Source organism: Fluviicola sp., from assembly GCF_039596395.1.
Lineage (GTDB): Bacteria > Bacteroidota > Bacteroidia > Flavobacteriales_D > Crocinitomicaceae > Fluviicola.
This window is the reverse complement of record NZ_JBCNJT010000004.1, coordinates 1-22,659: the sequence shown is the minus strand read 5'-3', so window position 1 is coordinate 22,659 and position 22,659 is coordinate 1. Positions and strand designations below refer to the sequence as shown.

17 protein-coding genes and 1 pseudogene are annotated in these 22,659 nt (G+C 42.8%); 4 read left to right on the top strand and 14 right to left on the bottom strand.

Annotated elements, in window-relative coordinates:
• Positions 1-2: 2 nt before the first annotated feature.
• The 7 genes from ABDW02_RS17575 to rlmH are packed head-to-tail and all read right to left on the bottom strand — an operon-like array spanning position 3 to position 6,977.
• The gene (locus ABDW02_RS17575; protein WP_343636894.1) at positions 3-1,133 is read right to left on the bottom strand and encodes a glycosyltransferase; all 1,131 of its coding nucleotides are present in this window, start codon (positions 1,131-1,133) and stop codon (positions 3-5) included.
• Positions 1,130-2,191: a glycosyltransferase gene (locus tag ABDW02_RS17570; RefSeq protein WP_343636892.1), complete on the bottom strand. Its 1,062-nt coding sequence runs from the start codon at positions 2,189-2,191 to the stop codon at positions 1,130-1,132. Before ABDW02_RS17570 ends, ABDW02_RS17575 begins: the two co-directional genes overlap by 4 nt.
• Positions 2,192-2,201: 10 nt before the next feature.
• Complete coding sequence (locus ABDW02_RS17565) at positions 2,202-3,422, bottom strand: ABC transporter ATP-binding protein (protein ID WP_343636890.1); 1,221 nt, start codon at positions 3,420-3,422, stop codon at positions 2,202-2,204.
• A 16-nt stretch (positions 3,423-3,438) separates the two neighbouring features.
• On the bottom strand, positions 3,439-4,272 hold the full coding sequence (locus tag ABDW02_RS17560; RefSeq protein WP_343636888.1) for an ABC transporter permease: 834 nt from the start codon (positions 4,270-4,272) through the stop codon (positions 3,439-3,441).
• Between the two features lie 56 nt (positions 4,273-4,328).
• The gene (locus tag ABDW02_RS17555; RefSeq protein WP_343636886.1) at positions 4,329-5,171 is read right to left on the bottom strand and encodes an FkbM family methyltransferase; all 843 of its coding nucleotides are present in this window, start codon (positions 5,169-5,171) and stop codon (positions 4,329-4,331) included.
• Positions 5,149-6,501, bottom strand: coding sequence for a hypothetical protein (locus ABDW02_RS17550; RefSeq protein ID WP_343636884.1), 1,353 nt, complete (start codon positions 6,499-6,501; stop codon positions 5,149-5,151). Before ABDW02_RS17550 ends, ABDW02_RS17555 begins: the two co-directional genes overlap by 23 nt.
• A gap of 2 nt (positions 6,502-6,503) precedes the next feature.
• A complete protein-coding gene (gene rlmH, locus ABDW02_RS17545; RefSeq protein ID WP_343636882.1) occupies positions 6,504-6,977 on the bottom strand; it encodes a 23S rRNA (pseudouridine(1915)-N(3))-methyltransferase RlmH in 474 nt (157 codons plus the stop codon).
• Between the two features lie 174 nt (positions 6,978-7,151).
• Here rlmH and ABDW02_RS17540 point away from each other — a divergent pair, with 174 nt between their 5' ends.
• Both ABDW02_RS17540 and nadC read left to right on the top strand, forming a co-directional pair.
• A complete protein-coding gene (locus tag ABDW02_RS17540) occupies positions 7,152-7,529 on the top strand; it encodes a DUF4783 domain-containing protein (RefSeq protein WP_343636880.1) in 378 nt (125 codons plus the stop codon).
• Between the two features lie 134 nt (positions 7,530-7,663).
• Positions 7,664-8,497: a carboxylating nicotinate-nucleotide diphosphorylase gene (gene nadC, locus ABDW02_RS17535; RefSeq protein WP_343636878.1), complete on the top strand. Its 834-nt coding sequence runs from the start codon at positions 7,664-7,666 to the stop codon at positions 8,495-8,497.
• On the opposite strand, the gene ABDW02_RS17530 is transcribed toward nadC, so the two are convergent.
• The 7 genes from ABDW02_RS17530 to ABDW02_RS17500 all read right to left on the bottom strand — a co-directional run bounded on the left by ABDW02_RS17530 (position 8,494) and on the right by ABDW02_RS17500 (position 16,050).
• The gene (locus ABDW02_RS17530; RefSeq protein ID WP_343636876.1) at positions 8,494-10,566 is read right to left on the bottom strand and encodes a 7TM diverse intracellular signaling domain-containing protein; all 2,073 of its coding nucleotides are present in this window, start codon (positions 10,564-10,566) and stop codon (positions 8,494-8,496) included. The genes nadC and ABDW02_RS17530 overlap by 4 nt on opposite strands.
• Before the next feature lie 96 nt (positions 10,567-10,662).
• Positions 10,663-11,037 (bottom strand): hypothetical protein, encoded by a 375-nt coding sequence (locus ABDW02_RS17525; protein WP_343636874.1) that lies wholly within the window; start codon positions 11,035-11,037, stop codon positions 10,663-10,665.
• A gap of 5 nt (positions 11,038-11,042) precedes the next feature.
• Positions 11,043-11,654 (bottom strand): DEAD/DEAH box helicase, encoded by a 612-nt coding sequence (locus tag ABDW02_RS17520; protein WP_343636872.1) that lies wholly within the window; start codon positions 11,652-11,654, stop codon positions 11,043-11,045.
• An 18-nt stretch (positions 11,655-11,672) separates the two neighbouring features.
• Complete coding sequence (locus ABDW02_RS17515; protein ID WP_343636870.1) at positions 11,673-12,104, bottom strand: hypothetical protein; 432 nt, start codon at positions 12,102-12,104, stop codon at positions 11,673-11,675.
• A 104-nt stretch (positions 12,105-12,208) separates the two neighbouring features.
• A complete protein-coding gene (locus ABDW02_RS17510; RefSeq protein WP_343636868.1) occupies positions 12,209-14,407 on the bottom strand; it encodes a M43 family zinc metalloprotease in 2,199 nt (732 codons plus the stop codon).
• Between the two features lie 282 nt (positions 14,408-14,689).
• Positions 14,690-15,430, bottom strand: a complete 741-nt coding sequence (locus tag ABDW02_RS17505) for a geranylgeranylglyceryl/heptaprenylglyceryl phosphate synthase (RefSeq protein ID WP_343636866.1) — start codon at positions 15,428-15,430, stop codon at positions 14,690-14,692.
• The gene (locus tag ABDW02_RS17500; RefSeq protein WP_343636864.1) at positions 15,427-16,050 is read right to left on the bottom strand and encodes a 4'-phosphopantetheinyl transferase superfamily protein; all 624 of its coding nucleotides are present in this window, start codon (positions 16,048-16,050) and stop codon (positions 15,427-15,429) included. Before ABDW02_RS17500 ends, ABDW02_RS17505 begins: the two co-directional genes overlap by 4 nt.
• Before the next feature lie 229 nt (positions 16,051-16,279).
• Between ABDW02_RS17500 and ABDW02_RS17495 the strand changes: the two genes are divergently transcribed.
• Together ABDW02_RS17495 and ABDW02_RS17490 are read left to right on the top strand one after the other, a co-directional pair.
• Positions 16,280-20,056 carry a carboxypeptidase regulatory-like domain-containing protein gene (locus ABDW02_RS17495; protein ID WP_343636862.1) on the top strand — a complete coding sequence of 1,259 codons (3,777 nt, stop codon included), beginning with the start codon at positions 16,280-16,282 and terminating at the stop codon, positions 20,054-20,056.
• A 20-nt stretch (positions 20,057-20,076) separates the two neighbouring features.
• Positions 20,077-22,659: pseudogene (locus tag ABDW02_RS17490) on the top strand (T9SS C-terminal target domain-containing protein); the annotation flags it as partial.

The following is a 22,659-nucleotide window of genomic DNA, read 5'->3' as shown; positions in this document are numbered from 1 at the left end:
TTTTAATTGTGGAATAAAGATAGAATTTTAGCCAGATATACAGCGTTGTACTTTTCCGTGTTTTCTAAATGCGCAGCCTGATCGCTGTTTTGCTTGAACCGTTGAATAGCTTCCCGGGAAAGCGCGCTTATTTTTTCGACCATCGAATTTATGGAGAAATCATCTGCGCAAACTCCAAGCTCGTATTTTTGAACGAGGTTTTTCATCTCCGGTGAAGGGGAAATAGCAATAGCAAGCCTGGCCTGGATAAACTCGAACAATTTATTGGGAAGGGCGTACCGGTAGTTGAAATTGGTCGGTTCCAGGTAAAACAACCCGATGTCGTAAGGATTTATTTCGGAGCAGATTTGATGAATAGCTACCGGTTTTTTCCAGGAAACGTTCGGTGTTTCTGCGATCTTCTTACGGATAGCTTCGTCGTAGCTCTCATTTCCGTTTACAGAGGTCAGCATCAGGTCGAGCGAGTAATTAGCGCCCAGTCTGGCAGCAATTTCGATCATGTTTTCCACTTTGCGGGAAGGAAGGTTCACCCCGTGATGGATCATGCGCACAGGAAAACCGGTGTTCGATTGAACGCTCAACTCCTTCAACGAAGCAGCATTGGGAATAACAATGGAATCGGCTTTAAATTCTTCCAGGCATTTCAAACGAATGGATTCACACACGTTGATCACCAGGTCAAATTGCGGCAAACAACTCCGGTAAAGCTCCGTGAAATAGATTCCTTCCGTTTCGAGCCATCCCGGCAAATCTTCAAATTCCTGCGGATGGTATTCGTGTGCATTGAAAATGATCTTTACGCCGTATTTTTTCTTTAGGGCAAGCGCCAGGCTCAGGAAATTCGGTTCGTGAAAAATAACCAGGGAAATGTTGTTTTCCCGGATGTATTTTCCAATGCGGGAATACGACGGAGAACGTTCCACCTGTTTAAGCCATTGTGCCGATTTACTTTTCAGTTTATCTGCAGTGCTCCGGAAATCATAAATGCAGGAATACGCATGTTCTGTTTGAAAGACAGCTTCTTCACCGGTAAGATGAATCCCGAAATGATCTTTTAAAGCCTCAATTTCCCGGAGGATTCGCGGAGCGCTGGATACTTTCCGGTTTGAAAATATAAGTACCTGCCGTTTCATTCCGCGTAAGTTTTCAGTAATCGTTGAGCAACAGCCTTCGGTGAATGGTAATTTTCGTAATAGGCAATTGACTTCTTGCCGGTATCATCGAATAGTTGCGGATTCAGGATGAACTTTTCGATCGTTGCTTCCAGGGTTGACGGATTGCTGTTGATAATCGGGTGATCTTCCGGAATGTATTGCAAGGGAATTTCATGGAGGTAACAGACAACCGGTTTTCCCAGTGCCATTGCCTGTATTGCCGCAACTCCGTGAAATCCCCAGATAACCTGGTCGATGTATAAATCGCAGGTTGCTACGAGTTCCTGGTAGCGCTCATTGCTCACCTGTTGCAATTCGACATAGTTGACCTGCGGATGACGGGCACTTATGTTCTCCATGGCTTGCCGGATGATGCTGCTTCCTTTGGCAACGGGTGCAGAAGGCGCATGAACGACCCGGATTTCTTCCGGATTTTCTTTTTTGTGAAAAGAAGTTGAGGCCGCTCCCGCATGAAAAGTCATCTTGCCGCTCTTGAAAAAAGTGTCTGAAATATAGTGTAAAGTATCCGGAGTGGAAATCAATTCGAACCCCAGTTCGCTGAATTTGCGCTGGTGTTTGAACGAACATGCTTGTGATTCATAAGGATATTCGTATGCCGGGTTTTGAAATGCTTTTTTGTAAAACGGATTGCCCGGGAAATCAGTCTCGGGAATGCGGACTTCGCTTCCCACATAGGTGATAAACTTCTTCTTATGTTTTGCAACTTTCAGAAATAAAAAGCGAAGCAGTTTATCTTCGTATTTCGTGGGTAAAGTCAGGTTCGAATAAACATGAATGACATCCGCTTGTTTAACGGAAGAATAAAGCTTTCGGGTTCCCCGGAGCGTTTTCCATTTGTATGCCAGCCAGGAAAGTTTTTGATCCGGAAAGACACAGTGAATGTTTTCAAATGAGTTGTAAATACTCCGGTTTTCCTCAAAGCTGATCGCAGACACGTCCTGTCCCGATTCTTTAAAGCCCGAAACCAGCGAATTCAATGTGGATGCATAGTTCATACCTAACAAGAGTATTTTCATAACTGCTGTGTTAGTCGATTGGAGTATGGGAAATGCGGTAATCGAAATTGGGTCTCAATACGCCCGGCAAATGATTGCTTTTCGTACCGATAACCGCGTCATTTTCGATGGAGAAGGAATAACAATATTCTGCTGCGAACAGCAATTCCTGCTGGTTTTTCCCAAAAATCAGGGTAACGGTGTAAAGACCTGCGTTGAGGTAATACGAAGCCAGTTCAAAGGAAACCGTATAGCGTCCTTTTTGGGAATCCTCGTTTTGGGAAACGAGTGCTCCGGTGTGGAAAACAAGCGTTTCGTCACTTGTCCGGAATTCCATGGTGCAATCGAGGTTGATTCCTTCCAGGAAACAATCGAAAACGATGGTGAACAGGCCTTTTTGTGTAATGCTCAATCCGCTCCCGGATCCGGAAATGGCTTCGATCTTTACCAGCCGGATATTTTGGTTCTGATAGCGTTCGTCGGGCTCAAAAATTTTAGTCAGTCCGTTTGCTTCCTCGCTGTTCTGCTGGTAGAAATCGGCTGCTTCATGAATAGAGCCGTTGAAGATCAATTGTCCTTTTTGAAGAACAATCCCGGTATTACACAAGGACTTGACCGCGCCGATGTTGTGTGAAACGAACAGAACGGTTCTTCCCGAACGGGCCACATCCTGCATTTTTCCCAAACAGCGTTTCTGGAACTCAGAATCACCTACGGCCAGTACTTCATCAATGATCAGAATTTCGTTTTCCAGGAAAGCGGCAACAGCAAAAGCCAGTCGCAATTGCATTCCTGAACTATAATGTTTCAAAGGCGTGTCAATGAACTGTGCCACTCCGGAAAAATCAACGATCGCGTCAAAATTCCGGAGAATTTCTTCCCGCTTCATGCCCAATATGGAACCGTTCATGAAAATGTTCTCTCTCCCGGTGAGTTCTGCATGAAATCCTGTTCCTACTTCCAGCAGAGAAGCAATCCTTCCGCGGGCTGTTATCCGTCCGCTGGTAGGCGGAGTAATTTGCGACAGGATTTTCAGAAGCGTGGATTTCCCTGCTCCGTTTTTGCCGATAATTCCGATACTTTCTCCCGGTTTTACATCAAAGGAAACATCTTTCAAAGCCCAGAAAGCTTCTTTGTTGTTTCTCCGGAATGCGTTTGAAAGCGAATCGCGCAGGCTCAAATAAGGCTGCTGACCCGATTTTTGGATCAGGTATTGTTTGCTGACAGCATCTATTTCTAAAATCGGTTTCACGTTCAAGGATTCAAATTTATGCTAAATCGGCAAAGTAAGCTTCTGTTTTCCGGAAGTAATACAATCCTAAAATGAATAGCACAGCGGCAGAAATACTGCTGTAAATGATCGTGGTGACATTCATTTCGTACTGGGTAAAAACACTCCGGATCAATTCCAGGGCACCTGCAACCGGGTTGAACTGTAAAATAGTTGCTGCAATCTTGTTGGAGGTAATGGAAATCGGGAACATGATGGGTGAAACGAAGAGCATTCCCTGGATAAAAAAAGGAAGGGCGTAACGCACATCGCGGTATTTGATATTCAGTGCTGCCAGGAACATCCCGATTCCCAAGGTGGAAAGAGCGATAAGAATCAAAGCTACAGGAATAAACAATAGATGTAACCAGTTAATGGAAACCTGGAAGTAGATCAGTGCAATGAAAAAAAGCACCAGGCTGATCATAAAATCAACTGCGGAGCTCAGGATCGCGGAAATCGGAATAATCAAGCGCGGGAAATAGATTTTCTTAATGATGTTTGAATTGTTCACCATGGAATTGGCGGCATTCGAAAGTCCGCTGCTGAAAAATCCCCAGATAACCAGCCCGCTCAATGCAAACAAGTGATAAGGAACACTCAGATGTGACACGGAAGAAACGGCTTTTCCCAGGAAAACGGTAAACAGTACCGTCATCAGCAATGGCTGCAGGATTACCCACGCAAAGCCGAGCAGCGTTTGTTTGTATTTGACTTTGATTTCGCGCCAGGTGAAAAAATAAAGCAATTCCCAGTAATTCAGAATTTCTTTGAACCCAAAGCTGAACTTGCTTTTTGACTTTATTTCCAATAAATAATTCTCTGGCTGCATCTGAAGAAATCTTGCGCCAAAGTAATGAAAAAACGGGAAATTCCGGTAAGAAATAATTAATTCGGAATGCAAATCAAATCCGTCTGGTCTTCAAGTTCCAGGATGGCTTTCAAGTCGCTGATTCCTTCTTTTGTACTGATTTTATAGTTGTTTTTTACCAGTTCATCCAAGGCCTCCGGAATGTTTCCCTGCTGGGCCAGGATGTTTTCAACGCTGTATTCGAATACGATAACGGGCCGGAACCTGCGGATTGTTTGCCGGGCGCCTTTGAGTACTTCGAGTTCAAAGCCTTCCACATCTATTTTAATAAAGTCAATAGCAGGGATCTGATTTTCCGAAACAAATTCATCCAGTGAAATAACAGGCACAACGATACTGTTACTGGTGTCGGAAGTCATCCGGAATCCTCCGCTGTTCCATGCATTGTGTTGCATCATGTGAAGAGAACCCTTTTCACTTCCCAGACCCAGGTTATATGCTTTGACGATCAATGCGGGGTTGTTCCCGATGTTGCGTTCCAGCTTTCCGAATGTTTTGGGATACGGCTCAAAAGCATAAATCACCGGGTGTAAGCCTTTGGATTGCTGTACCAGCGACATGTTGAACGCCGTTTGACCGATATTTGCCCCGATGTCAAAAATAACGGTTGATTTTTCGAGGTAATCCAGGAGATAATCACTTGAATCGGTTTTGCAATGGAAGTAAACCAGCCATTCCTGGTAGTCGCTGATATCCAATTGGTAAGAGATTCCTTTTCGCTTTGCTTTTCGATGGCTTCCCGGTTTGTAATCCTTATTGGGAGGCACGAATTTAAAAACCCAGGGCCTGGAGCCGGCCAAACGGATGAGAGCCAGAAGCAGGATTTCTGCAAATCGGTTAGTGAAGAGCGTTTTTTTCATTTGTTACGGGAGTGTTGGAATCTGTAATCCGATGGAAAACGAATAACAGGAAGAATGGGAGCAAAGGTGCTTTCAGCCGAACTAATACCCCGAAAAGACCGGAGGTTAAGCCTACGAAAAATGCCATGATCAGACAGGAGAATAAACAAATCGTGAAAAATATCCGGGCTTTCTCCGACATGGGAGGAAGTGTTTTGTCCCGTTTCCGGAATAGTTTCAGGGTAAAATAGAGCAAAACCAAACTTTCCAAACCGTTCAAAAGCATGAAGAAACTGTTTGATTCCCAAATGAAGGGCCGGTAAATGGCTGTAAAGATGGCTGTAGGGGTTGCGCGCAACATGTTTACAGCCGTAAATTCCGTGATTCCCAGATCGTATCTTTTTCCCGTATATCCCTGATTTTGCTGAAAGTCGTTGTAAATTGTTTCTGCCGTAGAAATCAGGTTTTGAGAAGACAATTCTTCAAAAGAACTTGAAAACCGGAAATAAACAAAGACTAACAGAACAGACATTCCGATGCCGATCATCCGCGTTGCCAGGCGAATGGTGAAAGGTGCACGGCGGCTGTATTGGAAGAAGACGGTAATAAAAAAGGGAATCAGGATGGAAATCAGTACAAACGAGCGGGTAGAACCGATAATGTATGATGCAAGCAGGATAAACAGGATATTTTTGAGTGATATCCCGTTAAGCAGTTTGATGAGATTCATGAAAAGAACTAAACTGGCACAGTATACAACCGTGTCTTTCAGCAATCCCGTGCACCAAAAACCTACGGTCGGAATAAATAAGATGGAAATGGCTACATACCGCACTTTAACCTGCAGAAATGATCTTGCAAACAGAAAGAAACGCCAGGTAATGAGGGTGGAAATAAACGAAAAGATGAGGTTTAATGCCAGGTAACTGTTAAACGTGAAAAAGGAGAAAAAACTTGCCAGTTTACAGATAAACCAGGAGTTGGGTTCTTTGTAGACCCAGATCGGTGGAATGCCTGTATGGGAATTGTAATAGGAAGGCAGGTAATCCCTCGACGGGCCGGAAATCAGTTCGTGCAGGTAGTCTCCGAAATCCTCATAAGCCAGGTTCTTCAGACATTCCGCTCCCTGATAATAGGCGGTTGTATCACCACTTCCGTAAGTGTACACATAGAATGTTGCGAACGCAATTCCCAGAAAGATTTTCCAGCAAAAATGCGGTATGAAATAACGGTAATCGGGGTTTTTAGCATTTCTCAGGTAAATGGCCAAGGCAATGATAATGCACACGATCAGCCATGCAGCGGTGAAAACATAATCACTGAAGGTAAATGAGAAATACTTATAATTCATAACTACTGATGATGATACGGTTCATTTCTCAAAATGGTCATGGCCCGGTAGACTTGCTCAATAAAGAATAAACGGATCATCTGATGGGAAAAAGTCATCTGTGAAAGCGAGATTTTTCCGTTTGCCCGCTGGTAAACTTCTTCACTGAATCCGTAAGGTCCGCCCACGACAAAATAAATGTGTTTGCCACCGCGATTAAACTGGTCCTGCAGGTAAGCAGAAAAATCCATCGAACTGAATTCCTTTCCTTTTTCATCCAGAAGAATGAGTGTGTCTGTTGGATTTATTTTTTCGAGGATCAGTTCTCCTTCCCGCTGCTTGATCTGGCTTTGCGATAAACTTTTAGCTTGTTTGATATCCGGAATAATCTGTAATTGAAACGAAATATAATGGCGAAGCCGTTTCAAATATTCCTGTTCTCCTTCTTCCAGGAATTTTTTTCCCGTTTTACCGATACAAAGTAGTGTTACCTGCATGCAACGAATATACGAAAATTGTAGTTAGTGCCCGAAAATTGCTCGAAAGCCGGCCCTTTTTTTGCTTGATCACCGGGTTGAAAAGCAGAATAATCTACAAAAACAGTAGAGAATTAGCGGGATTTCATTTTAGGCATTATATTTGTTGATGCGACGGGACACAACAATTGAAATATGGGCTTTATTTTATCACTAATAGCTTCTTTGGTTTTATCACTTCATTCTGTTACGGATGCAAATTTCACGGCTGTTGAACAGGCATTCGGACGGGAAGATGCTGCTAAGATTGTTTCCTACGGAAAAGACAAGCTTTTACTTCAGATCCAGGGAAAAGAAGGTATTTATGCACAGTCCCAGGCGACTCAATTGTTGAAGGATTTCTTTAACCGCAAACCGGTTTCAAGCTTTCGTTTTACCTTTAAAGGCAAGGAAAGTGACGATTCCCCGCTGACCACCGGTACTTATATTTCCAAAAACGAATCCTTCCGGGTAACCATCAAATGGAAACACCTGGGCGCCGACCTGAGGATCGAATCGCTCTCTATTGAGTAAGTGATAAGTTAAGTCGTAAAAGTGAAAAGTTACCTGTAAAAGTTAAAAGTGATTGATCTTCAATCATTCATTTTGCGGGTTTAATTCTTGTTTTTACATGAACACATTTACCTTTTTACTTTTACCTTTACATCATGTTTGACGAGATTATAAAAAACGCCTTACAGGAAGATTTGGGGGATGGTGATCATTCTTCTTTGGCCTGTATTCCTGCAAATGCTTCCGGAGTAGCGAAATTGTTGGTAAAAGATACCGGAATTCTGGCTGGTGTGGAAGTTGCTAAAAAAGTATGTGAATTGGTAGATCCGGACCTGGTTTTTGAAGAACTGTTGGGAGACGGAACAGCTGTAAAACCCGGTGACATTGCTTTTTACCTGAAAGGAAGTGCGCGTTCGATCCTCGCTGCAGAACGTACTTTGCTGAATTTTATGCAGCGTATGTCCGGAATTGCGACTCAAACAAAAAGCTACGTGAATTTGCTGGAAGGTACTCAGACCAGATTACTCGATACGCGAAAAACAACTCCCGGAGTCCGTTACATGGAAAAATGGGCGGTTCGCATCGGTGGTGGAATGAATCACCGCTTTGCACTTTACGATATGATCATGCTCAAAGATAACCACGTGGATTTTGCCGGTGGAATCAAAGAAGCGATTCAAAGAACGCATGAATACCTGAAAACTACCGGGAAATCCCTGAAAGTTGAAATTGAGGTACGTAATCTTGCGGAATTACACCAAGTGCTTGAAACGGGGATGGTTGACCGCATTATGCTGGACAATTTTACTCCGGAATTACTCAAACAAGCAATCGAAATCATTGATAGGCGCTACGAGACAGAGGCTTCAGGCGGAATTACCAAACAGACGATCCGTTCTTTTGCGGAAACCGGTGTTGATTTTATTTCTGTCGGTGCATTGACCCATAGTTTTGCCAGCCTGGACATGAGCCTGAAGGCAAGCTTCTAATCCAGGTCAATCAGCATCATACAAATATCGTCCAATTGTTCTTCGGAACCCATCCACCGGAGTAAGCCCTGTTCAATCTTTTGAAGATGATTCTCGGGGTTCGGATCATATTGCTCTAAAACCAGCTTTTTAAGTCCCGGAGTTTTGAGCTTTTTACCGGTTTTCTGCCCGAATTGATCGATACAGCCATCGGAAAACAACAAAATGCGCTGATCTTTGGTGTACGTTATTTCGTGAAGCTCAAAAGCCAGGCTCGATTCCGATTTTCCAACAGGCCTTTTAGTCGGGGAAAGTACCTGGATTTCGTCCGGTTTTACAATCCACAGCGGATTATTGGCGCCGCAAAAACGCAGGATTTGCTTTTCGGAATTGTAACATGCCACAGAAATATCCATTCCGTCGGATAATTCCATGCCATCGGTCAGGAGGTAATTCCGCAAATAAGAACTGACACGAGTCAATAAATCCGCAGGATCTGCATCTTCGAGCAAGCGCGCGGATTCATTGAGGGCATTCATACACAAAACGCTCATCATTGCGCCCGGAACACCGTGTCCGGTACAATCTGCAACAGCAACGAATTTCCAGATATCGTCTCCGATCCGGATGCGTTTTACCCAATAGAAATCACCGGCTACGATATCCTTCGGATAATAAAAAACATGCAGGTTGGGAATCAGGCTGGAATAATAAGAGCCACTTGGCAGCAAAGCATTCTGAATGCGTTTTGCGTAAAGGATACTGCTGGTAATTTCTTCGTTCTTCTGCTCCAGTTCATTGCGTTGCTCGATAACTTCCTTGGTCCGTAACTCCACTTCCGCTTCCAATTGGATGTTCAGGTTTTCCTTCAGATCGTTGGCTTCTGCAAGTGCGGAAATAGAGGCTTCGTTCATCAGTTTGAAGCGCTGCAGGATACCGAATGTCAGGATAATCATTTCGACCGCAAACCCGATCTGAAGCCCGTTGTCGGCAAGGAAACTGTTGGGAATAACTCCGAAATTTCTCAGTACAAAGGCAAAAACCGAGATCTGCAGAATGGAAAACGCCAGTAAATACGACTTGGCAGTTTTGGAACCGGTTCTCAGGGTAACGATCAGCGGATAGATGATAAACAGGTTCAGGATTAATGTCAGCGCATTTACGGTAATGGCCGAAATATTCATGAATGTTGTTCCCGGGATTAAACTGATGCACAGATTGACTAATAAGCTGATTTGGATAAAACGCACAAAACGGGTGATCCGTGGAGTGTTTTTTTTGAGTTCGAGGAAACGGTAGGTGAAATTCAGGAAGAATAAAACTCCCAGCGATGCAAATACCGGATTGGCCCTGTTTGAAATGAAATACTGATCGGTCCAGAGCCAGGTAGTTCCGAAACCGAGCAAAGACAATTGGAGCAGGGTGAAAGAGGCTCCGTAAAAGGTGTATAAATAAGCAGTTCGCTGACGGAACAAGATACCGATCGCGAGGTTCAGGATAATGATGAAGATCATAACTCCGAACAACAAACCATAAAACACTTGCTTGTTTCCGTGTTTTACCTGGATGTAGGAACCTTTTTCCAGGGAGCTTTGAAAGTAGAATTGTTCTCCGCCGTTATTCACACGAAACAGAAAACCATTGGTGCTGTGTGGGTCCAGGCGTAACGGAAAGATTAGTTCCCGGTTTCCGTTATAACGCCAGGCGAAAGGCCGTTGATCGCCTCCTTTGGCTACAGGAATAAAGGTGCTCTTTCCAATCCGTTTGTAAACGTCTACTTCGTCAATGATCGGGTTGCTCAATTTCAGCATGCGAATGAGCCGGGAATCCGAAAGATTTTTAGTCTCAAAATAAAACCAGACATCTTTTGTTTCGAACCCTAAGTTCACCATGCGGGAGTTGACAGGTTTGAATTCCTTCAAATGTGATTTTACAGCTTGAAGGGTTGAATGTCCGGAAGGAGCAATGAAATAATGCAGCTGATCACCTTCGAGTTTCAGGAAATCATCGTGCTGGTTTATCAAAACCTGGGAGTTCGAAAAGCAGTGAACTGCAGACAGTAAAAGTACGAGCAAATAATTTTTCAGCATCTCGGTTTAGTGCAAGTTTCGAGTTAAAATACGCAAAGACCAACGCATTGGTTTTGTGCTAAATTAAAAATATTTTGAATAGTTGCCGGTTGTAAATCAGTTATCTAAGAGATCATCTTCTTCGTCCTTGTCTTTCTTAAAGGGATTGACAAAAAACGAAAATCCGGTAATGGCAAAACCGGCTATCAGAATGTAAGTGAAGTGTCTCAGATGCATGGTTTGGAACACAAACCCGATGAAAATAACCAGCGACCCTATCCAGAACAATAAATTAAAATCTTCCCACTTGTCTTCCGGGATAAAACGGAACTGAAGCAGGCTTAAAAGCAGCCCGGTTCCTCCGAATACGTAAAACCCGATCCGAATAGCGCTGTGAACTCCGAATGTGTTTTGAGTATAAAGCAAGACAGCGCAGGCCATTCCCAGGATGTAACAGATATTCGAAATGGCTTTGAGTTGCTTGGCTATCATATGATTTATAATTCAGAAGTTTCGTAAAAGGTACAAATATCTTCGCAAAAAGCTTCCAGGCGGGAATGAGTTCCTTCGGAAATCAATATTTTCTGACATTTGGGCAAACTCTCGGAAATTCTGCGGATTGCCTGCAGGATCAGTGGATCTTTGCAAAGCGTTTCCACCTGGTCAATAATCACCAGGCTCAGTTGGTTAATGTGTATTCCGTTCTGGTTATATAATTCCAGCATTCTTTTCGGGTTACCGATAATGATTTCGGCCCCTTCGAAAATGGCATTGCGTTGTTCGATGATTTTTCCTTTGTCGTCTGCAATCTCAATGGTCACATCAGTTCGCTTCATCAAGTGCTGAAAGGATTTAACTTTTTCGCGGGCGCTTTCCCAGGAAGGAGTGAACCATAAAACGCGTGGAGATCCTTCCAGCATTTCAGGTGCGCGCATAAAGGAAATAAAATGAAGTCCGTCAATCAGTTCCTGGTCTATGGAAGTGAAGATCAGCTGGTTTTTTCCCTGTTTGGAAAGCTTGATCAGCTTTTCCTGTTTTTCGGTGTAGCCTTCGCGGCCCAGTTCTGCGAGTGTATTTTCCAGCCGGTTGTTTAATTCTTCAAACTTCATACTGCAAAATAAGGCAATTTATTTTGTTTTCGGGCGGCTGAGGGTAAAGACACCGTCGTTTATTTTGTAATCCCAGCCGGTAAGTGTTTTGAATAATTGAACATATCGGAGAAACAGGCTGGATCTCCTGTTGGATAATTGGTGGTTTTCCGAAACGGGAACAAATTCAATACTCTGGCAATAAGGAGTTTGCTCGATGAAATCAAGCAGGATGGAAACAACCGTTGCCATTACCCGGTAAACATCTCCTGTATTCATGGTTTGGTATTCATCCTGGTCGTAGTTCTTGAGGCTCAGATCCACGATGTAATTCATGATCTGGTTATTTTTTTGAACGAACTGAACGCTGTATGCATCACCATGTGAATTGATGAAGCCGTATTCACGGATCCCGATGAATGCAGGTCTTTGAAAAGGATAAGGAGTAGCAAATGTAACACGGGTGTTCATGAAAGTGAAAATAGTAATTTTCAAGGGAATAGCGTTACCATTCAGGCATAAAAAAACCCCGACATTTATCGTCGGGGCCTTTTTATATATAAGTTGAATCTTTATTAATAAACCACTACTCGGTGAGTAGATTTTGCAGCTCCCTGAACAGCAGAAAGAATGTAGCATCCTTTTGCAACGTTCATAGGAATGTTTACTGTTTGAACTCCTGAAGAAGCAGGAACATCTGTTGTAGAGATGATCGCACCTTTCAAGTCCATAACGATTAATTGCATTCCGTTTTGAGCAACCGGAACTTCAACAGCCAAATCAGATCCTGTTGCAACAGGGTTCGGAGCGATTGAAATCGTTGATAACATACCATTGTCTTCAATTCCTAGTGTTCCTGACACGTTAAAGTTGTCAAAATAGAAGTTGGAAGATAAGTCAGAAGCGATAAATTCGAATTTGAATTTAGTTTTGTTATCTGCTGCAGTAGGAGTGTGCGTGAAGCTAACTGTTTTCCACTGAAGATCGTTGTTTGGAGTGTAATCCGTGTTACCAACATATCCTGCAGTTACTAAAGCAGCTCCTGTAAGAGAAGTTTTCTGGATCCATGTTTTACCACAGTCTCTGGAGTAATAAACAACCAATTTCTCAGTAATATCTGCAGTTGCAGTTGCTTTTGTACCGTAAGCATAATCAAATGAGATAGTCACATTTGAAGTATTTCTCAAGTCAAGAGCAGGAGAGATCAAATAATCTTTAGAGTTTCCTAAACGATCATAGTAGTATGAATCTTCAGTAAACATCTGAGCGTTGGAAACATCTTTCCAGTTATTCAATTTGAAACATGGAGTATTTCCTCTACCACCTGTAGTTACACGGTAGAAAGAAGCAGAGTTATTTTCAGGATTGTGAGTGATCCAGAAGTTCGCATTCTGGTTGAAGTCTTCTGTTCTTGGTCCTGCGTACTCAGCCCAATCTCCCTGGATATAAACCATGTGGTTGATTGTTTTTGTGTTAGAACCTGCAGTGTTTGAAACAGTTAATGTTACATCGTACCATCCTGGTGAAGCGTAAGTCACTGTTGGGTTTTGAGATGTAGAAGTAGCCGGTGATCCTCCAGGGAAGCTCCATGACCATCCTGTTACACCTGCTTTCCATGAAGCATCTTTGAATGCGATAGGATCATTTACACAAGCCGTCATTACGTTAGCATTCGGTCCTGTATTTCCGGTTGTACCGTTAACATCTACGTAGAAATCTGCCATTGGAGTACAAGTTACAGGAGTAGTCGTTGTTGTACCTGTTGCAGCTAAGTTTTCAGCTGTGTACAAGTTGCTACGTCCACTTGTTTCCTGATCCAATACATTGTTCATGAAGTTACACTGACCTTTCGTAAACATTACGGAGCAGTAAGAGTAATCCATGTAGTTTTGAGCGTTGTCTACCGGGTCATAATTCCCCCAATATGAGTTCAATGTCAGTGTGTCGTTACAAGAGTTCATTGTAAGGTTACAAGAAGTCATCCCGATACAGTTCGGTGTATCACCGATACCGTCATCCTGTCCGCAGCTTGCTGCATTTCCCGGATCGTTATCGTTACCCCATGTGTGCGCCAATCCTAAGTAGTGACCGATTTCGTGAGTCAAAGCTCTTGAATGTCCCGCAGAACTTGGGAAAAGGCTACTTACGTAATCGTAAAGGATGATAATACCATCTCTGAAGAAACCTGTTCCGGTAACACCTGTAGGGTAGTAAGCATAACCTGCAACTCCTGCAGAACCAATTGTTTTAGTCAACCAAACATTCAAATATTTGTCTCTGTCCCATTGGTTCAATTTGGAGTAATCATCTCCTTGGTTTGTGTTGTGGTTGTAAATGTGCTCGATACCATTCGTACAATTTCCCCAAGGGTCTAAAGTAGCCAAACGGAATTCGATGTAAGCATCTCCTACGATTGTATCAAATGGAGTAATTACAACGCTTGTATCGGCATTCATTTTACGGTAATCCTCGTTCAGGATATCCATTGCGTCCTGAATATTCTGGTCAGAGACATTTTCTGCACCGTATTCGTGAACAATGTGGAAAACAATAGGAATTACACGTACCGTAGTGGATTTTCCGTTAACTATACGGTTTTCTGTGTAACGGGTCATTAATTTTTTGTAATCTGCTTCCAATCCTGGATTCTCAGCATACAATTTTTTCATTTGTGTATGACTTCCGCAATTAAAGTGCGTTTCCTGAGCAAATGATTTCCCAGTTGAAATCACTCCAATTAAAGAAAATACACCCAAAAGTAATTTTTTGCGCATGTTTAACAATTTAATAGATTCAACATTGTTTTTATCAACTTAATTTACATTTCACGAAAAAATGTGAGTGTGCAAACCGGTTGAAATTCAGGAGCTTTTTTGGCTTTGTTACTTAATTAATGCGTTCTTAATCAATGATTTGACATCCTGATCAGAGCGCATAACTCCCGGTTTCTACAGTTCACAACGGGTAAATATACTTTAATTATTTTTAACAATAGAATTATACAACTGTTCATTTAGTGAAGTGTGTTTGATGCTGATTAAACGGTAAGAAGTGCGTTAATCTGCTCTGAATGAACTTTTTTGATACGTTTCGATATCCAGCAGGAAATCAATGTTTTCCTCGATTTTGTTACCTATCACAATCACATTGGCACCAGCCTGCCTGTAAGTTTCTATTTGTTCCACCGAGCGTATTCCGCCCCCCACAATAATCGGGGTGTCGATTTTTTTTCGGAGTTCGGTGATCAGTTGAGCAGGCACCGATTGTAAAGCTCCGCTTCCGGCATCAAAATAAGTCAGTTTTTGTCCCATCAAATAACCGGCGATTCCCGTTTTTAAAGAAATGGAATTGTTTTCCCTGGGAATGGGGGTGGTCTGACTTACATAAGCTACGGAAGTCATTTTGCCTCCGTCAATGAGGATGTAGGATGTAGGGATAACTTCCAGGTTCATTTCAAGAACTTCTTCCGCACACGAAACATGATGGCCGATCAGAAAATCCGGGTTTCTTCCTGAAATAAGATTCAGGAACAGAAGGGCATCTGCCTGTTCGGAAAGTTGGTTGCTGGATCCGGGAAACAGGACAACGGGAATGGAGGAGTTATTTTTCAGTGTGGAAACAACCGATTCTATTTCCTTCCGGGTAACGGTGCTGCCGCCGACAAAAAAGAAGTCGATCAAGGCAAATTCCGCTTTTTTGATCAATTCCAGCAAATGCTCCTCATTTTTGCTCTTTTCCGGGTCAATTAACAGGGCCAATTGTCCGCTTTTTGTTTGGATTTTATTCAGGATATTCATTGTAGTAGTTTTCCTTTACTCGAATTGAAAGTTATTAAAATATTTTGAAAGTTTTCAACATGGAGTTCGTATTCGTAGATTCCGTCTGTCTTTTGAATGCTTCCGTAGAATTTGTCTGATTTTTTGTAGACCAGAATATCCTTTTGAAAAAGCAGCTGATTGCGGTCGGAAAGTTTGTACAGACATTCCTTAAATGACCAGAGCATCGACATATCTTTTTCATCCGTCTCGTCCAGGATTAATTTTTCTGCATCGGTAATAAACCTGCGGGATGTTTTGACGGACTTTTCGCGGATTTCTTCGATGTCAACGCCAATGAGGTGTTCCGTGCAGGTGGCCAGCACAACGTGTGAATTACAATGAGATATCGAAATGAAGCCAACTCCTTTGATTCCGGGGGCTCCTGTGGAATCGTATTCGATGTTTGCTTCCCCGAACAAGTGATGTTTCAGGAACCTGGAAGCAGCAAATTCGAGTTTCTTTTCCGGGTGATGAATACCGCTTAGCCGTGATTTTTCCAGTTCATTCAAAGCTGATTCGTAGGTTTTCAGATGAGAACTATCAATTTCCATTAAATAAATAGAAACAGCATTTAAATTAATGATAGAAATGGTAGACATATTGCAAATATATGCCGGAATCTACCGAAACGGGCTATTAATCCATTTAAAAATTAGTTACAAATCCTTAAAAATAAGGGCTTCTGCGGGTTTGAAAAGTTAACAAAAAGTTAATGAGGGTTAATTTGTTACAAAACAGAAAAGTTTTTTAGTAAATGTTAACAAATCGAAAATTACTATATTTACACGCTTTGTTACAATAAAAATGATGTAAAATTAAACTGTACTTATGTTACGTAAACTCAACTTGTTATTTGCAAGTATCTTGTTGACAGTGACTTACGGGTATTCTCAATCAGGTTTGGGAACGATCCGTGGTAGCGTTGTTGATAAGGACAGCAAGGAGGCTATATACGATTGTATTATAGTCATCAAGCAAAATGGAACAGTTAAGGGGAATACTACCACCGATACGGATGGTAAGTTCCAGCTTAACTCGTTGGCGCCAGGTTCCTACGACGTTGAGATCAGTAATCCGGGTGAAGGGTATCAGCCGACAGCAATCAAAGGAGTTGTTGTCAACGCTGACCGTATTACCTTCCTGGATAACACTGCTCTCGGACTTCCTACGGATGTGAAAGCAATCGATGAAGTCGTGGTTGTGGCCTACAAGGTTCCGTTAATTAATAAAGATGGTGGTCCTTCCGGGGCGACTATTACGCGTGAGGATATCTCACGTCTACCGACTCGTTCTGCGGCAGGTGTTGCGGCTACAGTAGGTGGGGTAACCGAAAACGAAGGAAGCGGTGCGATTTCCGTACGTGGTTCCCGTTCAGATGGTACGTATTTCTTTATTGATGGTATCAAGGTGCGAGGGTCTTCGAACTTACCTAAATCAGCAATTGAAGAGGTGTCTGTAATTACCGGAGGTTTGCCGGCTAACTACGGGGATGCAACCGGTGGTATTATCGCCGTAACAACTCGTGGTCCGTCTGCAAAATATTTCGGTTCATTGGAAGCTGTAACTTCCGGATTCTACTTTAAAGGAAAAGATCCGAACGGTTATGACGGAAAAGTAATCGGATTGGATAAATTCGGATACAACCTTGTTGAAGGATTGCTTTCCGGGCCGCTTTTGATGAGAAAAGACTCTACCGGTAAGAAAACAAAACCGATCTTAGGTTTCTTGCTTTCTGTTAACTACACAAACGAATTGGATAGCCGTCCTTTAAATGGTGGTTCTTACCGCATCAAGAAAGAGGCTAGAGATTACTTGTTGGAAAACCCTGTAAGAGCAAGTGCTACCGGTAACGGTACTTTCCACAATGCGAACTACCTGAGAGAAAGTGATTTCGAGAAAACAAAGTGGAGAATGAATGCTGCGCGTTCGGTTATTTCTGCTTCTGCTAAAATTGACGTGAACACAGGACCATCCGTTAACTTAACATTCGGTGGATCTTTGAACTACAACTTCGGAAGTAATTACGATTACGAAAACTCGTTGTTGAACTTTACAAACTTCGGAGTATACAACCAGTTGGATTACCGTGTTTACGGACGTTTCACTCAGCGTTTCTCCAACAACAAAGAAGGATCAAGCTCTAAAGTGAAGTCTGCGTTCTATTCCATCATGGTGGATTACTCGAAGACAAAAACAGAATCTTACGATAAGCAGCACAAATTTGATTTGTTCAGCTACGGACACGTAGGGAAATTCACCAGATATTTCCGTCCGACTTATGAATTCCGTGACGGTGATTACTATCAGACAGCTACTCCTCAGGAGTACCTTGTTCAGTTCCAGGCTTCAGAATCAAATGCTGCACTGGCTGCGATCACTCAAAACTATTTTGATATCTACGCAGGTAACCCGACAGATCATTATGAAACATTATTGCAGGTTCAAAACGGACGTGCATTGAGAAACGGTGACGTTCCTACTTCCGTTTACGGAATCTGGAATAACATCGGTACTCCGAATAACGGTTTCGGACGAACAGAACAAGATCAGTTCCGTATTACAGGATCAGGATCTGTTAACGTTGGTGACCACTCCATCTCACTAGGTTTCGAATACGAACAACGTTGGGATAGAGGTTGGGGAAGCGGTAACGCAGGACCAATCGAACTTTGGACAGTTGCACGTTTGTATGCAAACAGCCACTTGACAGAATTAGACCTTTCCAATCCGCATGTTGTGAACTTCGGTGCTTACCAGCAATATAGCTATGACCGTTTGAACACAGGTTATGCTTACACTTCAGGAACAGGTGAGTACGGAGGTCAGGAAAATAACGACAAACAATCATTCTTCGATTACAATCTTCGTGAAAAACTAGGATTCAATCCTGCAGGAACTGATTACGTAGTTATCGACCAGTACGATCCAAGTACATTCTCTTTAGATATGTTCTCTCCGGATGAATTGTTTAACCAGGGTAATAACTTCGTGAATTACTACGGTTACGATCACACAGGAAGAAAAGTAAAAGGGAATACAGATATCAATAAGTATTTCAATGAATTTGATGAGAACGGAAATTACAAACGTTTCATTGGTGCATTCCAACCGGTATACATCGCTGGTTACATCATGGATAAGTTTGCCTTCAAAGACATCGTATTCAACGTGGGTGTTCGTGTAGACGTATTCGATGCGAACCAACCGGTATTGAAAGATAAATACTTGGTATATACAGCAAATAACGTTACTGAAGCAAGATCATTGATCGCTACGGATCCTACAAAATATGCAAACATGGTGATTCCTACTTCAATGGGTGATGACTACGTAGTATATGTAGATGACGTAAATAACCCGACAAGAATCAACGGTTTCAGAAACGGGGATCAGTGGTACGATGCAAACGGTATCGCTATCGAGGATCCGAAATTGATCCGCGGTGTAACAGGTATCGCTCCATGGTTGAAAGATCCTGCTGCAGCAACGAACCAAAAAGTAAATGCAGATGCATTTGAGGATTACAAACCACAAATTAACGTAATGCCTCGTATCGCATTCTCATTCCCGATTTCGGATGAAGCATCTTTCTTTGCTCACTACGATATCTTGACGAAACGCCCTACAACAGGTAACCGTTTCAATCCGATCGATTACCAATTTATCGAATCCCGTACAAATACGATTAACAACCCAAATTTGAAGCCGGAACAAACAATCGATTACGAAATTGGTTTCCAGCAGGTATTGTCTAAAACTTCATCTTTGAAAATCTCTGCATTCTACCGTGAACAGCGTAACAACGTGCAGTTGATGAACGTATTTGAAGCTTACCCGAACACATACCGTACATTCGGTAACCGTGACTTCGGTACGGTAAAAGGGTTAACAGTTTCTTATGACCTTCGCAGAACAGGAAATGTTCGTATGACTGCAGCGTATACTTTACAGTTTGCTGATGGTACAGGTTCTGACGCAACTTCAGCTGCAACATTGTTGACAGGTCTACAGACAGCAGGTTTACCTAACTTACGTAGTGTATTCCCTTATTCTTATGACCAGCGTCACACGTTTGCAATTACCTTCGATTACCGTTACGGTGAAGGAGCTGATTACAACGGACCGATGATCGGTGATGCGAAAATTTTGGAAAACACAGGTTTGAACATCATTACGAATATCTACTCAGGTTCTCCGTATAGTTCTCAAACAGGTGTTACAGGAGATGCATTGATCAACCCGAATACTTCAGGTATTACAGGAACTGTAAACGGTTCAAGATTGCCTTGGCAGTACCGTTTGGACTTGCAGTTAGACCGCACATTCGGAATTGACTTTGGAAAAGAAGGTAAAAAGAAATCAACATATTTACAGGTTTATCTTCGCGTTACCAACCTTTTCAATACAATGAACGTTCTTGGTGTTTACAGAGCTACAGGTAACTGGAATGATGATGGATATTTAGCAGCTGCTCAGTACCAGACATCTATCCAAAACCAGTTGGATGAGCAGTCTTTCAGAGATTATTACTCGATGAAAGTGGCAAATCCATTTAACATTAGTTCTCCAAGAACCATTCGCTTAGGGGTTAAGTTTGATTTCTAAGAAAGAAAAAAAATTAAAGTATGAAACGAACATTTAAATACTTATCGCTCGCAATTACGATGTGTTTCATTGGCCAGGCCAGTGCGTACAATCATGATTTTGGGAAAGGGAAGTCGGCCGGAGATAAGCCGAAGCCCACGGTAACAGCAAAGGCCGCGAACTGTGCGCCTGCGAATTACCGTAAAACTATGGACTTTAATGATGTTAGTTGTCAGTTGGAAACAGGAGGTTTATTGTTCCTGGATCGTGCAAACGGACTGGCAACGTACACCGTTCCAAAAAAGAAAGGAAGTGAAACTGCAGTAACAGTAATTTACGCAGGAGCACTTTGGATGGGGGGAACTGACGTTAACGGACAGTTGAAATTAGCTGCTGTTAAGTTCCGTCAGGATGGTAACGATTTCTGGCCTGGTCCGCTTACAGTGGATTTCGGAACAGGAAACTTTGACCCGTCCGTTCCTCAGGGAGATACAGCAAGACGCGATTACGGTCCGGCAACAGTTGACCCGGATCAGTGTTTGTTGTATGACAACATCTTCACCATTACAAAAGCAGGGGTAATTTTATTCATTACTTACAGCGAATGTACAACAGGTGATTGTCCTGCTCCTACAAACGAGACATTGGCACAGATCAATGCGTGGCCAGGTAACGGTGACGTTGGTCGCGGACAGGATCAGTTCCTTGCACCATTCTATGATGTGAACAATGACATGTTCTACGAACCGGAAGAAGGAGATTACCCTTGGTATGATGATATCTTAGGTCGTGATGACATTCAGTGTGGATCTGACAGACGTGTATCTTTATTCGGGGATATCACCAACTGGTGGGTATTCAACGATAAAGGAAATATTCACACGGAATCACAAGGTGAACCGATCGGAATGGAAATCCACGCTCAGGCTTTTGCTTTTGCTACGGATGACGAGATCAACAAAATGACTTTCTACAACTACGAGTTGATTAACCGTGGTACTCAGACTTTGTTCGACACTTACTTCTCCCAGTACATCGATGCCGATTTAGGTAACTACAACGATGACTATGCAGGATGTGATGTTACACGTGGATTGAGTTACATGTATAACGGTGACTTGAATGACGAACCGAACTCAGGTCGTCCAGGATTCGGACAAAACCCTCCAGCAATCGGAGTTGACTTCTTTGAAGGTCCTTACCAGGATGCTGACGGAATGGATAACCCTGGACCGGTTATAGATACTACTACAAACCAATGGGTTATTCCTACTGTAGCGGACGCTATCGCAAACAAAGGAATTGTGTACAGAGGTTTGGGTATCGGTTACGGAGACGGAATCGCGGATAACGAGCGTTACGGTATGCGTAACTTTACAATCTACACAGGAACAAATGCTCCTGCTGGACAATCGGATCCGACATCTTCTGCTCAGTTCTATAACTACATGCAAGGATTGTGGCAGTTTGGTGATCAATTATACTACGGAGGAACAGGATTCCCTGGAGCACCATGTGTAGGATCTATCGAAACAAACTACATGTTCCCTGCAAACTCAGATACATTGCATTGGGCAACTGCAGGTACTAACCCTGGATTTGACTGGTCGGAATTTGAGCCTTGTGGATCAGGATCTACTTCAAACCCTTCAGGTGACCGTCGTTTCGTTCAGTCTGCAGGACCATTTACTTTACGTCCGGGAGCGGTAAACAACATTACTGTTGGTATCGTTTACGCACGAAGCTTTGAAGGGGAAATCTTCTCTTCAGTAAATGCATTGAAAACAGCGGATACGAAAGCTCAGGCTTTGTTTGACAACTGTTTCCGCATTTTGGAACCGCCAAGTGCTCCGGTAATGACTATCCAGGAAATGGGTAATGAGTTGATCATCATGTTGGATAACCCGATTAACTCGAACAACTACAGAGAACAATATATCGAGGAAGATATCGTGGGGATCGTTGACCCGAACGGTGCAGGTGATACTTTGCCAAACGGTAACCCGATCATTTTCGATAAAAACTACCGTTTTGAAGGATACCAGATTTACCAGTTGAAGGATGCTTCTGTTGGTATTACGGATTTGGATGATCAGACTGTAGCTCGTTTGGTAGCACAATGTGACGTTAAAAACGGAGTGAAGCGTTTGATTAACTTCGAATTTGATGAAGAGTTGGGTTACTCTTTCCCTGTTGAGAAAGTAAAAGGAGCAGATGCGGGAATCCAGCATACATTCCGTGTAACGGAAGATTTGTTTGCTCAGGGCGACCGTAAATTGGTAAACTTTAAAACATACTATTACCTGGCAGTTGCTTACGGATACAACAACTATAAGCCTTATGATCCGACAGATGCACAGTACTTAGATGGTCAGAAAAAACCATACTTGCGTTCTCGTATCAATGCAGATGGTACTCCATTGGTTGGTATTCCTGCAATCCCGCACAATGTTTCACCTGAATTAGGCGGTTCACAAGCGAATTCAGTTTACGGACAAACTCCACGCATCACGCGTTTGGACGGAACCGGAAACGGAGGAAGAGAATTGCAGTTGACATCCGCATCAGAGAGTGCGATTGTGGCAAACGGATTCAAGGATAAAGTACAATACGATTACAACGGC